The organism is Peribacillus frigoritolerans, assembly GCF_030676415.1.
In the GTDB taxonomy this organism is placed as follows: domain Bacteria; phylum Bacillota; class Bacilli; order Bacillales; family DSM-1321; genus Peribacillus; species Peribacillus frigoritolerans_A.
Window position 1 is genome coordinate 203,729 of record NZ_JAUUTW010000006.1, and the last position, 13,321, is coordinate 217,049.

Annotated in this window: 15 protein-coding genes; 11 read left to right on the plus strand and 4 right to left on the minus strand. The window is 40.9% G+C overall.

The window, feature by feature from the left end; genetic code table 11:
* Positions 1-399: 399 nt before the first annotated feature.
* Both Q8G36_RS08640 and Q8G36_RS08645 read left to right on the plus strand, forming a co-directional pair.
* A complete protein-coding gene (locus tag Q8G36_RS08640; RefSeq protein WP_305159651.1) occupies positions 400-1,137 on the plus strand; it encodes a MerR family transcriptional regulator in 738 nt (245 codons plus the stop codon).
* 204 nt (positions 1,138-1,341) lie between these two features.
* Complete coding sequence (locus Q8G36_RS08645) at positions 1,342-1,764, plus strand: UPF0715 family protein (RefSeq protein ID WP_305159652.1); 423 nt, start codon at positions 1,342-1,344, stop codon at positions 1,762-1,764.
* 31 nt (positions 1,765-1,795) lie between these two features.
* Here the strand turns inward: Q8G36_RS08645 and Q8G36_RS08650 are convergent, their stop codons facing one another.
* Positions 1,796-2,476: a copper homeostasis protein CutC gene (locus Q8G36_RS08650; RefSeq protein WP_305159653.1), complete on the minus strand. Its 681-nt coding sequence runs from the start codon at positions 2,474-2,476 to the stop codon at positions 1,796-1,798.
* A gap of 287 nt (positions 2,477-2,763) precedes the next feature.
* On the opposite strand from Q8G36_RS08650, the gene Q8G36_RS08655 reads away from it, so the two are divergent.
* The 4 genes from Q8G36_RS08655 to Q8G36_RS08670 all read left to right on the plus strand — a co-directional run bounded on the left by Q8G36_RS08655 (position 2,764) and on the right by Q8G36_RS08670 (position 5,044).
* Positions 2,764-3,030, plus strand: coding sequence for a transporter suffix domain-containing protein (locus Q8G36_RS08655; protein WP_230176643.1), 267 nt, complete (start codon positions 2,764-2,766; stop codon positions 3,028-3,030).
* A 38-nt stretch (positions 3,031-3,068) separates the two neighbouring features.
* Positions 3,069-3,695 carry an NUDIX hydrolase gene (locus tag Q8G36_RS08660; protein ID WP_305159654.1) on the plus strand — a complete coding sequence of 209 codons (627 nt, stop codon included), beginning with the start codon at positions 3,069-3,071 and terminating at the stop codon, positions 3,693-3,695.
* Between the two features lie 359 nt (positions 3,696-4,054).
* Complete coding sequence (locus Q8G36_RS08665; protein WP_370694023.1) at positions 4,055-4,516, plus strand: YjfA family protein; 462 nt, start codon at positions 4,055-4,057, stop codon at positions 4,514-4,516.
* Between the two features lie 84 nt (positions 4,517-4,600).
* Positions 4,601-5,044, plus strand: coding sequence for a DUF2690 domain-containing protein (locus Q8G36_RS08670; RefSeq protein ID WP_305159671.1), 444 nt, complete (start codon positions 4,601-4,603; stop codon positions 5,042-5,044).
* A gap of 60 nt (positions 5,045-5,104) precedes the next feature.
* Here the strand turns inward: Q8G36_RS08670 and Q8G36_RS08675 are convergent, their stop codons facing one another.
* Both Q8G36_RS08675 and Q8G36_RS08680 read right to left on the minus strand, forming a co-directional pair.
* On the minus strand, positions 5,105-5,629 hold the full coding sequence (locus Q8G36_RS08675) for a methylated-DNA--[protein]-cysteine S-methyltransferase (protein ID WP_305159656.1): 525 nt from the start codon (positions 5,627-5,629) through the stop codon (positions 5,105-5,107).
* Positions 5,619-6,215: a bifunctional transcriptional activator/DNA repair enzyme AdaA gene (locus tag Q8G36_RS08680; protein WP_305159657.1), complete on the minus strand. Its 597-nt coding sequence runs from the start codon at positions 6,213-6,215 to the stop codon at positions 5,619-5,621. The genes Q8G36_RS08675 and Q8G36_RS08680 overlap by 11 nt, the downstream gene beginning before the upstream one ends.
* Before the next feature lie 222 nt (positions 6,216-6,437).
* Here Q8G36_RS08680 and Q8G36_RS08685 point away from each other — a divergent pair, with 222 nt between their 5' ends.
* Positions 6,438-7,364, plus strand: a complete 927-nt coding sequence (locus Q8G36_RS08685; RefSeq protein WP_305159658.1) for a DNA-3-methyladenine glycosylase family protein — start codon at positions 6,438-6,440, stop codon at positions 7,362-7,364.
* A gap of 176 nt (positions 7,365-7,540) precedes the next feature.
* Here the strand turns inward: Q8G36_RS08685 and Q8G36_RS08690 are convergent, their stop codons facing one another.
* A complete protein-coding gene (locus Q8G36_RS08690) occupies positions 7,541-7,906 on the minus strand; it encodes a hypothetical protein (protein ID WP_305159659.1) in 366 nt (121 codons plus the stop codon).
* 173 nt (positions 7,907-8,079) lie between these two features.
* Between Q8G36_RS08690 and Q8G36_RS08695 the strand changes: the two genes are divergently transcribed.
* From Q8G36_RS08695 to Q8G36_RS08710, 4 genes are all read left to right on the plus strand, one after another.
* The gene (locus tag Q8G36_RS08695; RefSeq protein ID WP_305159660.1) at positions 8,080-9,675 is read left to right on the plus strand and encodes an ATP-binding protein; all 1,596 of its coding nucleotides are present in this window, start codon (positions 8,080-8,082) and stop codon (positions 9,673-9,675) included.
* Positions 9,669-10,358: a response regulator gene (locus tag Q8G36_RS08700; RefSeq protein ID WP_305159661.1), complete on the plus strand. Its 690-nt coding sequence runs from the start codon at positions 9,669-9,671 to the stop codon at positions 10,356-10,358. The genes Q8G36_RS08695 and Q8G36_RS08700 overlap by 7 nt, the downstream gene beginning before the upstream one ends.
* A gap of 148 nt (positions 10,359-10,506) precedes the next feature.
* Entirely contained in the window at positions 10,507-11,388 is an 882-nt protein-coding gene (locus Q8G36_RS08705) for a helix-turn-helix transcriptional regulator (RefSeq protein WP_305159662.1), read from the plus strand.
* A 256-nt stretch (positions 11,389-11,644) separates the two neighbouring features.
* Positions 11,645-12,937, plus strand: coding sequence for a CitMHS family transporter (locus Q8G36_RS08710; protein ID WP_305159663.1), 1,293 nt, complete (start codon positions 11,645-11,647; stop codon positions 12,935-12,937).
* Positions 12,938-13,321 lie beyond the last annotated feature (384 nt).

Here is a 13,321-nt window from a genome sequence, read left to right on the forward strand (position 1 = left end):
GAGTAAAGCACCAAATTCACGAGTAAAAGCGTCAAATTCACGAGTAAAAGCACCAAACTTACGAGTAAAAGCCCAAACTCACGAGTAAAGCCCAAATTCACGAGTAAAATTCACACAATTCACGAGTAAAGCCCAAATTCACGAGTAAAAGCACCAAATTCACGAGTAAAGGACCCATACTTACGAGTATAGGGGAATTATCAACAGCAATTATCTTTCAAGTAAATTAGATTTGGCTTTAATCCGAAGCTTTTACAAAGAGTGAACTCTGACTAACATGCGATTCTTCATTAGGAAGGATCGTCTTTTCAAATTGGGCGGAAAACTTTCATTTTTCCATTTGACTCTGACGTTGCGTAATACCTTAAAGTAAATGATATCGAAAGGAGGTAAGAAGCAGTGGCAATGAAGGTGAAAGAGCTAGCCGATTTAGTTGGCATTAGTGTGCGGACACTGCATTATTATGATGAAATCGGGTTATTATCGCCAGAGGAAATAACCGATGCAGGTTATCGCCTTTATTCGAACGATAATCTTGAGATGTTGCAGCAAATCCTGTTTTTCAGGGAACTTGGCATGCCATTAAAGGAAATAAAACAAATGATATGCAGCTCTTCGTTTGATAAACAAGAAGCGTTAAAGCAACATCAAAAAATGTTACTGGAGAAACGCAGTCAGCTCGATAAATTAATTAATACGGTCGAAAAATCGATTAAGCATATGAAAGGGGAAATTCAAATGACGAATAAAGAAAAATTTGAAGGGTTCGACTTCAGTCAGAATCCATATGAAGAAGAAGCTCGCAAGCTTTGGGGGGATAAAGCTGTCGATGAGTCGAAGGCTAAAGTGGCGGGCATGTCCGAAGATGCACAGAAAATTGTATCGGACATCTATTTAAAACTTGCTTCAATCCGTGCTGCCTCGCCCAAATCTGAGGAGGCACAAGAGGCAATTAAAGAATGGTATGATTGTTTGAACAATAATTTCGGAACATACTCACTGGATGCTTTCAAAGGATTAGGTCAAATGTACGTGGATGATCAACGCTTCACCAAAAATATTGACCAATACGGTGATGGTTTAGCAAAATTCATGTGTGAGGCGATGGGGCACTTTGCTGACGCTAACAAAAATTAAATCTCAAGATTGAGAAATTTCATGATGGAAGGTTGCTCCGGCAACCTTCTTATTTTGCAGCTGAATATCAGGCAATCAAGATGATTGCTTAGCCCAAAAATAAATACACCTCCATTTTATATAGTATAATGATTATGTAAAAATTACCATTATAGTATTGTAGGCTACGTTGTGCGTCTGCATTATAGAGAGGTGCTGGTTAAAATGGAACTTTGGAAAATGAATCAAAAGGTATCGGAGCTAAGCGATGTGATTCCTTATTATTTTTTTAGTCTAGTCTCTTCCTGTCTGTCGCTTGCCACGATGATGGTTATTATTATCGAGGGTTCCTTGGGGGGGCTTGGCATTATCGTGTTTTCTTTTTATGTCGTTATCCCTTATTTATTATTTGCTGTTCCGGTACAGGTTTTCTTCAATAAATATCCTAAAAAATTCAGTTTAATTTATTTTAGCCTTTATATTTTGTTCTCTTTGCTGGCTGTATTCATTTATAGTTCGGTGCTTAATTTTGACTTCAGTATGGATGTTTTAACTACAAAGAATTACTATGCAATAAGCCTTTCTGCGGCCCTGTTTTTTTGGTTTTGGGACTCGGTCTTTTTACAAAAAAAGAGATCTGCATCATAAAAGGGACCAGTTAAATGGTCCCTTTCCGACATTATTTCTTTAGCATGTTTACGATTTCTTTAGCTTTTTTTAATGTAACTCCTTCAATGATACTGTTATTTTTTCGAACAGCCGTACCGAAATGATAGTGACCGGTATGCAGTTCGGAATGGATGGAAAGGATATTATCCTTATTTAAGCCGCTTCCAACCAGTATCGCTATGTCGCCGCAGACTCTTTTCATTTGTTGAATCGTTTTCATGCGGCTGGGGAAATCCCCATGCCCACCTGACGTCAATATCGTTGTGATTTCTGGATATTGTGCCAGCATTTCAGCTGAATTGACTGGGTCGTTTGTGTCATCGATGGCTCGGTGGAATGTAATCTCCAAACCTTCACATACCGTCAATAGTTCCTCGAGATATGGTCGATTGATTTCATTTTTTTCATTTAATGCGCCCAATACGACCCCGTTCGCTCCCAGTGATCGAATGATTTCGATATCTTTTTTCATGATTTCCAAATCACTTTGCGTATAACAAAACGACTGGCTATGAGGCCTAACCATCACGTTGACTGGTATCTTTACCGAATTGACGACAGCTTCTATCAGGGCGTGGCTAGGAGTTAATCCCCCTTCGGCTAAAGAACTGACAAGCTCGATTCGGTCTGCGCCCGATTCTTCGATTAAAATGGCATCTTTTATCGTTGTGGCAATGAATTCAATGTACATTGGATTTTCCTTTCCAGCATGCAAGTGTTATAAGAATAGTTTGTATAAGATTATTAAATCCATTAAGAATAGTAAAGTCAATTCATTAATAGATACAATGACCTCTTATCAAATACCTGCTCCGATTTTCCCTTGCTTTCCTCAAATGGAAATTCTTTATTTCTCATATTTATGAAACGAAATGAACAGTTAAACGTATAAAAAAAGAATAGATTCAATGGTATATTTGAAAGTGTAATGTTTGGTGAAGTAATTATATGAAAATTATCATGACGGAGGTTATTTAATTGGATAAAGAAAGTAAGGAAATAAAGAAATCGAGGTTTTACAAAGTAGGGATGGGATTCCTGATCATTTCCCTTCTCACTTGGATCATTCCTGTCGTAGCTCCTTTTACGCCATTTTCGACTGCGGTGAAAGCGGGAGTCATAACAGGTGCGATCGTCTTTGCGGAAGTCATGTTTTGGGCAGGCGCGCTTTTGGTCGGGAAAGAAGTCGCTGCTAAATATAAAGGTTATTTAAACCCGAAAAATTGGAGAAAAGAAAAAGGATGAAGCTGTTTTTTATAAAAAAGGGCTGGGAGTGAAGCTCCATGGAAACTGAGTGGTTGAAAGTTTTCGATTCCGATCGGATTCAAACCGGCGTGGCTCCGCGTGAGGAAGTACATAGATTGGGATATTGGCATGAGGTTTTCCATTGCTGGTTCGTCAGTAGGGAAGCGGGTGTGGATTACCTATATCTTCAGCATCGTTGTGCGATGAAAAAAGATTATCCGAATCTATTGGATATTACGGCTGCCGGCCATTTACTGGCTCATGAAACGGTATACGACGGAGTCAGGGAGATCAATGAAGAAATAGGCATTGACGTTTCCTTTGACGAGTTGGTTCCATTAGGGATTATTGAATACCATCAAACGAAAGAAGATTTCATCGACAAAGAACTGGCAAACGTCTTTCTATATGAAAGTGCACATCGCTTCGATGATTTCACCCTGCAGCCAGAAGAGGTTTCCGGGATGGTGAAAGTTGTGCTGAATGACTTCGAAGAGCTTTGGGCCGAAGCGAAGGACAGAGTGAATATTAAGGGATTTGAAATGAATCGCGAAGGCCGTAGGATGATGATCGATCGATTAGTTGGACGAGATGAGTTCGTGCCGCATGATCTTTCCTATTATGAAAGCATCATTAGATTGATCAGAGAGAACCTCGCTAAATGAAAATAAAGCCCCGACAAAACGATTCGAGTTTTGTCGGGGCTTTTTAAACATTAAGTACATCGATCTGTATCTTTCCCGGTAAACGGCAGCCTATTGGCTCGTTTTGTCTCAGCTCGATACGCATAAGTCCTTAGTTGGTACTTTGTTTGTCCTGAATTGCTCATAGGGATAATGACTTTGTCTCTGTGTTGATTCAGTTGATAAAGCGAGACATACCAGACTGTTATAGTGATTGCAGGATGCGAGTTAAAGGAGGTTTCTGTAGTTTTTCATGAACTAGGGAATTTATCACTTGTAAGAATATGACAAAATTGTAAGATGAACAGTGTACAAATTTTGTTAAGGGGATGAGTGAAATAATGAAAAAAATGGTTTTAAGCATTTCATTTTTTGTAGCTTTTTTAGTCTTTTTTGGCTCCCTTGATTCTTTTGCGAGCAAAGCATCAGCAGAAACACACACTTATGATGGAAAAAGTCCTTACTATAATAGTTGTGCGAATAGCGCAGTCACGAAGAAGTCCGTGAAAATTTATGCCAACGGTGCTTCTGCCAATTTGGAGTTGAAATTCAGCACAACTTGCAAAACGGCTTGGGCAAAGATCACTCTAAGCAGACCGGCTAAAACAGATGGGGAGGCAACGGCATTGGTTGTTCGAAATACTGATAATAAACAATTTAGCTGTGCATCTCCTGGAGGAAATGGTGAAATAAATAAAGGTCAAACGTCATGCTATACACCAATGGTATATGATTTAGATCCGCGAAAAGCAAAAGCGGTCGCTTTTTGGCCATATACAGCAGGTGAAACCGACTGGTATTAATGAAAAAGGAAAAGCCTTCATCTATTTTTATGCAAAGGAAGGATGAATGAATTGAATAAAAAGCTTAAAATGATAGGTTTATCCATGGTGATGACACTGTCGATGTTTCTTGTCGACTTTGGATTTGGGAAAAATCAAGCACTGGCCGAAACACACACCTATGATGGGAAAAGTCCATACTATAATAGCTGTGCAAGTTCGGCGGTAACGAAGGATAAAAAATGGATCGATTCCAATTCGTACGTAGAATTGAAATTCAGCACTGTCTGTAAAACCGCCTGGGCAAAAGTGACCGTAACTCGCCCTGCCGTGTACAACCATGAAGCGGATGCCAGGATCGTCCGAAGTACTGATGGTAAAGCCTATACATGCGCCAGTTCCGGGGGCAATGGTGTTGTGAATATCGGGCAGACCGCGTGCTATACACCAATGGTATATGATTATGACCCGCGCAAAGCACAGGCCCAAGGGATACATGCGATCCCTAATAGTGATGCATATAAAAAAGCGGTGACCATTTGGTACTAAAAACAAAGACGCAAAAAAGCATCCTAATAGTCGGATGCTTTTTTTACGGTCGGATTGTACTCACGCTTTCATTTCTGCTTCCAATTGAAGGAGAAATTGTTTCATCTCCGTACCTCCCCGGTAACCGGTAATGGCCCCGTTTTTTCCGATAACCCGGTGACATGGCACCGTGATCAGAACAGGGTTGGCACCAATGGCCGTACCGACCGCCCGAACAGCTGCAGGTCTTTGGATGAGGTGGGCGATATCGGAATAGGAACAGGTTTTTCCATAAGGTATTTGATTCAGCGCTGCCCAAATTTCTTGTTGAAAGGGCGTGCCTTTTACATCCGCTGGAATTGAGAAAGTCTGCCTGGTTCCTTCGAAATATTCTTGAAGTTCTTTTAGATAGGGATTTAATGCTTTTTCATTTTCAACAAGGCTCGCCATTGGAAAGCGTTTTTGTAACCAAGACTTCAGTTCTTCATACGTTTGACCGGGGGAGCCTACATAGCAAAGGCCTTTTTCCGTCTTGGCCACATATAATTGCCACTTATCATAATGCAATATGGCCCAATCAATGGTTTGTTCTTTATCATTCTTCATTTTCTTCACGCTCCAAAGCTTGAGTTTTGAGATAAGCTTTCCGATATCCTGAAGGGGTATTCCCCATTTTCCTTTTGAATAGCGTCATGAAATAGGGTGTACTGGAGAACCCGACAGCCAAGCCTATTTCAGTTGTCGACTGTTCGGAGTTTTCCAACAGCCTCCTTGCTTTTTCAAGGCGAAGCCGTTGAATGTATTCAGTGGGCGATATCCCCTTCACACGCTTGAATGATCGTTGTAAATGATAGGGGCTGCCGTGGGAAATATCCGCCAATTTGTTCAAAGTGAGGGGTTCGCTGTAATGGGTGTCGATCCATTCGGCTATTTGTTCAACCCATTCTTCTGTCGGCAAATTCAGTCCTTCCGGTTTACATCGTTTACAAGGCCGAAAACCTTCTTCCAAAGCCATCATGGCATTTTTGAATATCTTCACGTTTTCCTTATTCGGCACCCTGGATTTACAGGAAGGCCTGCAAAAGATGCCCGTCGTCATTACTCCATATAAAAAATGATCATCATATGCTGAATCACAATCTATAATAGCTTTCCAATATTCATTCGGGAAATCTGCTTTTTTCGGATTCATCACATTCACCTCTCCATTTAGTATACAAGAAAGGGTTGATATACAAACATTTTGATAATATAAAAGCAAGATAACGTAATAATTCAATAAGTGAAAAGTTGGGGAGGATGACTATTGGTCTGTTAAAATAAGGGAGTTGATGAATCACTATTTGAAGGGAAAAGCAAGATAACGTACCCATTTATCATTAGAATAAAAAGAATAGGCCAAAGGAGGAGCAGAATGAAAGAGACATTATCAAATGATGAAGGCATGATTGAATTGAGAATCCGTGCACCAAAAGAGTTTAGTTTTTCGGAAAATCTTAAATACTTATCAAGATCCTCCAATGAATGTCTGTTCGATATTGTTGATCAAAAAATTTATCGAGCACTTGTTGTCGAAAACGAGGCACTTTTAATAGAAATCAGTACGATGAATGAAACGGAGCTGACCGTTCGATTTCCAGGAAGAATTGCACCATTGGATAATAAGGTAAAGAATGCTGTTTCCCAATATATTCGTCACTGGTTCGATCTTGAGACAAATCTGCTTCCTTTTTATGAGTTGGCCCAAAATGACCCTTTATTGCAAAAGCCGGTAAGCCAATTCTTCGGTTTGAGAAATATGGGCATCCCTGATTTATTTGAAGCGATTGCCTGGGGAATACTTGGACAGCAGATTAACTTGACTTATGCCTATACCTTGAAACGGAGGCTTGTGGAGGGATTTGGTGATTTTGTTGAATTTGAAGGAAAGCAATATTGGCTATTTCCGAAGCCTGATGTGATCGCAAAATTGACGGTCGAAGATTTTGCCGATTTGAGGATGACGGTGAAGAAGTGTGAATATTTAATAGCTGTTGCTCAACTGATTGCAGAAGGAGAACTTACAAAAGAAAAGCTTTTGAATGCAAAGAATGTAAAAGAGGCTGAAAAAATGCTGACCAAAATACGGGGAATCGGCCCCTGGACAGCGAACTATGTCTTGATGCGGTGCTTGCGTTTTCCAGCAGCCTTTCCCATCGATGACGTCGGGCTGCATAATTCCATGAAACTGGTCATGCAAACGGAAGTAAAACCAACGAAAGCGGAAATCCAGAAACTATCGGAAGCGTGGGCCGATTGGGAATCCTATGCGACCTTCTATTTATGGAGATTGCTATATTGAATTGGTGTATATTCCTATTTTCGGAGATAAATTGCATTTCCAGCCCAAACACCTTTAGTCCATATATTATAACTTATTACATTCAATCTTATAGAGGTGAATGACCATGTATTGCAAATCAATTCATTTAGCTGTTTTTGAAAAAATGCTCAAAGGAGATGTTTCCTTTGAGCATTTTATATTTCAGGTTGTTTTGCTTTCTTCCAATACGAATAGATATGGCAGCAAGACAGAAGCAGCACTATCCAAAGAAAAACATCATTAAGGGAAATGCCTATCGCTGATCGTCCCCCTAAAGCGGTCAACACTCCCACCACGGAAAGGAGGTAAAAGGTGTACAACAATTGCTCCTTGAACTTCGCACCATGATCGGCACGACCATCTTTCTTAAATAGGACACTGAGAAATAAACCGATCATAACCCCAAGAAGTACCTCAGGTGAAAAGATATCAGAAAGAAAAAAGACTGGAAAAAAATCATAAATAAGCAAAAGGGTGATGATGATCATATAAATCATTTGAAAAGGATTCAAGAAATTCATTTCGCACTCCCTTTTTTGTTAAATTTTACCTTGTTTTATTGCTTAAATCCTTTCATTTTTGAATGTGGCGAAATATACGGCCAACAATGTTCAATATTTAATAGAAATGGTAAAATCATTATGCTCCTATAAAATTTAGAGAATGAAAATGAAAATAGAGGATGCTGTTGAATATGAGGAAAGTATCACTGGAAACCAAGATTCTCGGGTTAGTCTTATCGTTGAGCCTGTTTTTGATTCTTTTATTGACGACTACTTTTTCCTATATGGAAGGAAGGCAGATAGCGAAGGATAAAGGTCAATTGGCGTTGGAACTTTCAAAGACGATTAGCTTCATGCCTACCGTTACAGAGGCGTTTGAAACGGATGATCCCGCTGGCACAATCCAGCCGATTGTCGAAAAGATCCGCAGGGAAACAGGGGCTGAGTTCATTGTTGTAGGGAATACAGAGGGAATTCGCTATTCCCATCCGCTGGCTTCTGAAATTGGGAAGCGGATGGAGGGCGGGGATAATAGCAGGGCCATTCGGGAAGGCGAATATTATGTCTCCGAAGCGGCAGGATCACTCGGTCTTTCCATTCGGGGGAAGTCACCGGTATTCAATGAGGATGGGAAAATAATTGGGATCGTTTCGGTCGGTTTTTTAGTGGACGATGTCCGCGCCCAAATTTTTAAGGATTTGTCCAAAGAGATGATTGTATCTTTAGTGGCCATCATGATATCGATCATTGGCAGTTATATGCTGGCAAGGAGCATACGTAAAGATACATTGGGGCTGGAACCATTTGAAATCGCCAATTTATATAAAGAAAAAAATGCAGTGCTTCAATCGGTGAAAGAAGGGATTCTGGCCATTGACCCAAATGGGTTGATTACCTCGATGAATCAGCCGGCGAAAAAATTGCTGGATATTAAAGAGTCCGTTCGCCATTTGAACGTGGATGGCCTATTTCCTTCGAAATATTTATTCGAAGTGCTGAAGTCCGGTGAACCGCAAATGGATAAGGAGATTTCATGGAAAGACAAATCCGTTATCGTTAATTGTACGCCAATCTTCGATAGTGAAGGGGTAAGCGGTGTTGTCGCTTCGTTCCGTGATCGAACGGAAATTGAGGAAATGGTCAACACATTATCTGAAGTGAAGATGCATTCAGAGGATTTAAGGGCACAAACCCATGAATTTACCAATAAATTATACGTCCTTTCAGGATTGATACAATTAGGGGAATACGATGAAGCAATAGATATGATTCAAAGCGAAACATCCGAATTGCATTCCCTGAACCGTGTCGTGTTCGAACAGATAAAGGATACAAAAGTACAAGCCCTGTTACTTGGTAAGATAGGGAAAGCCTCGGAGAAGAAGATCATCTTTGAAATAGACGCACAAAGTTACCTAGAGAAACTCCCTGATCATATAAAATTGTCACAACTAACATTGATTCTAGGCAACATTATCGATAATGCACTTGAAGCGGTTTCAAGCATGGAAGAGCCGCTCGTGAAATTTTTCGCCACAGATATCGGAAATGATATGGTATTTGAAGTGAGTGATAACGGAAAAGGAATACCTGAGGATGCCATCGCCCATATTTTCGATCGGGGTTTCACTTCGAAAAACAGCGGAAGTCCGAGTGGTTATGGACTTTCGAATGCTGATCATGTCGTAAAAGAGCTGGGCGGCATCATCGAAGTTCAAAGCGAGGATGGAAACACCATATTCACCGTGTATCTTCCTAAAGAACAGAGAGGAGGGAAAGAATGCTGAAGATAAGAGCAGTCATCGCAGAAGATGATTTTCGTGTAGCGGATATCCATGAAAAATTCTTAAAAAACTTTGATGAAATAGAAGTGGTCGGAAAAGCCGTCAATGCCAAAAAAACGCTTCGGATCTTGGAACAAAAAAGCCCGGATCTGCTTTTGCTTGATGTCTATATGCCAGATCAGCTTGGTACAGACCTCCTTCCGGACATACGGAAAAAATTCCCGAATGTGGATATCATCATGATTACCGCGGCAACGGATAAAGAACAACTTGAAAAGGCGCTTCACTATGGTGTAGAGAATTATTTAATTAAACCAGTGGAAATGAAGCGCTTCAACCAAGTAATCGAAGAGTATCTGAAGAAAGTCCATCTGATGAAATCCAAACAAGAAATAGATCAGGATTTTGTTGATCTCATTTTGAAAAAGGGATCTTCGGTTTCGGAAACGAACGATGGGCCGGCCTTACCGAAAGGGGTCGACGAAATCACTTTGGCGAAAGTGATCGAGGTACTCGAAGCAAGCGATATCGGTTTGTCGGCTGAGCAAGTTAGCGGTCAGATCGGTGCTTCCAGGACAACTGCGAGACGCTATCTGGAATACTTGATATCCGTTAAGAAATGTAAAGCGGAAGTCGTATACGGGGTAGTGGGAAGACCTGAGCGAAGATATTATAAAATTCAATAGAATTAAGTGTGGAACACCTTCAAGATTGGAGGTGTTTTTTTTTGATGCTGTACAGCAGTTAAAATGCTTTGAAAGATTTCAAAAAAAGCAATATATGTCAAAAGAATGATGTTTTAATCTGTTATCTTATTCTTAAGGAGGTTCGGAAATGAGATACAGTCCCATCATTCAAAAAACGATTGAATATATAGAGAATAGCTTACAAGACGAATTGTCCTTGGAGAACATCGCACGATTCGCAGGTTTTTCGAAGTTTCATTATCATCGAGTTTTTCACAAGGAGGTTGGCGTGACCGTATCAGAATATATTCGATATCGAAGAATCGCCAATGCAGCTAACATGTTGCTTTATACGGATGAAAAAATAATTGACATTGCTTTATATTACCGCTTTGAAACACAAGAATCCTTTACTCGTTCATTTAAGAAATATTATGAATTGCCGCCAGGGCAATATCGGAAACTCGTAAGTAAATTAACCTTGCAAAAGGAGGAAATGACGATGAAAAACGAACAACTATTAAAAGGATGGAATTTAAGCGGGAGTCATCCATTCAATTATAAAATGGGAATTGACAGGGAGATATTCCATAAAGGCCAGGCATCAGGTTTCCTGAAATCCGTCACTGCGGAATCAAAGGGGGAATTTGCAACGATGATGCAACAATTCAAGGCGGAACATTACCTTGGTAAAAGAATGAAACTGTCGGGTTTTTTAAAATCAAAGGATGTTGATGGATTTTGTGGTTTATGGATGAGGGTGGATAATGCCCTTCATGATGTTTTGCAATTCGACAATATGGGGAATCGGCCCATCGTTAACGATACGGAATGGAACCATTATTATATTGTCTTGGATGTACCCGAAAACAGTTCCATCATTTCATTCGGGGTCCTTCTTTCAGGGCGTGGCCAAGTATGGGTCGATGAACTGGAATTTGAGGAAGTCAGTATAGATACACCAACGACCAATATAGATTACGGCTGTGACCTCCTGGATGGACCGGCAAATTTATCATTTGAAGAATAAATGCGGCAGTTCGTTTAGTATGCCTCTGCCTTGCATAAAGATTAAGCCACTGTTTGCTTAATAATCGTATCATTTCCTAAAAGAACCCGCCATTCAACCCGGGGAGTGGCGTCCGGTTCGGCCTCGAAAAATCGCTTCCGTGAACACAATGAACACAATTGACAAAATAGTTTTAAAACACAATAAATTGAAAACGCTTACAGATGAAGCGGTTTCATATACAATTTATCTTATTAGAAGATTAGGAGTGATAGATATGCTCGCTTTATTAGGATACTTGATGATAGTTGTGTTTATGATTTTAATTATGACAGGGCGACTTTCAGCCATGATAGCTTTGATTGCAGTACCAAGTGCCTTTGCACTTATTGGTGGGTTTGGCGGTGAAATGGGTGAGATGGCGCTAGAAGGGATCAAAGACGTTGCGCCAACGGGAATCATGATTTTGTTTGCGATTCTTTTCTTTGGGATTTTGATCGATGCTGGCGTTTTTGACCCGATCATCAATACGATCCTTAAGGTTGTAAAAGGTGATCCAGTGAAAATTGCCATCGGCACGGCAGTCCTGGCCTTGCTGATTTCCTTGGATGGAGATGGTACGACTACATATATGATAACGATTTCAGCCATGCTTCCGCTATATAAACGGATTGGAATGAGACCGCTAGTATTGGCCGGTATTGCTGTTTCGTCATCTGGAGTCATGAATCTACTTCCTTGGGGAGGCCCTACAGCACGGGTGATGACCGCTTTAAAACTTGAAATGTCCGATGTTTTCACCCCTGTCATTCCTGCGATGATTGGCGGAGTCCTATTCGTCCTTTTCATGGCATATTGCCTGGGTAAAAAAGAAAGAAAGAGAATTGGGATCATAGAAGTCGATTATCGTGCTGTGGCACAGCACGCGGCTGCAACGGAAGATGCTTATCTTAAGCGTCCTAAATTGATAATATTCAATTACGCATTGACTCTTACACTGCTGGTTGCGCTGATCATGGAACTTATGCCTTCAGCAGTCCTGTTCATGATAGGTTTTGCCATTGCCATTACGGTTAATTATCCGAAACTCAGTGATCAAAAAGAGCGTGTGGCAAACTATGCGGACAATGCTTTATCTGTCATTTCGATGATTTTTGCAGCAGGTGTCTTCACTGGAATCCTTGCCGGTACGGAAATGGTGGATGCCATGGCAAACTCTTTGATTCAGCATATTCCAGATCAAATGGGCGCACATTTTGCTGTCATCACAGCCATCATCTCTGCACCTTTCACGTTCTTCATGTCTAATGACGCATTCTATTATGGTGTGCTCCCATTACTTGCTAAAGCGGGAGCTGCTTATGGAATTGATCCTGCCCTGATCGGTAGAGCTTCACTATTAGGGTTGCCCGTCCATCTATTAAGCCCGCTTGTTCCATCCACCTATCTATTGGTTGGAATGGTAGGGGAAGATTTCGGTGCATTGCAGCGCACTTTCCTGAAATGGGCATGCGGATCGACGCTTGTCATGATAGTGGTATCTGTCCTATTGGGAATCATCCCACTATAAAGCTCCATTTATAAAAGAGTCCCGTTCGTCAAGATGCGAACGGGACTCTTTTCGTGCGCCCGGCATGGGTGCAATCTATAGGGTGAAAGTCCCGAACCATGAAGGCAGTAGTAGTGGTTAGCTTAATGCAAGGGTGTCCACGGTGACGTGGAATCTGAAGGAAGCAAGCGGCAAACCTCCGGTCTGAGGAACACGAACTTCATATAAGGCTAGGTATCATTGGATGAGTTTGCGAAACAAAACAAAGTCCTTACTGCCAAAGGTGGTACAGAGTAAATGAAGCAGATAGATGGAGGGAAAGATTGCACTCTTACCCGGGGAGGTCTGATGACAGCCAAGTACACTTGGTAACCTGTCCAGTGATGGACAGCAGAATCATCAGAA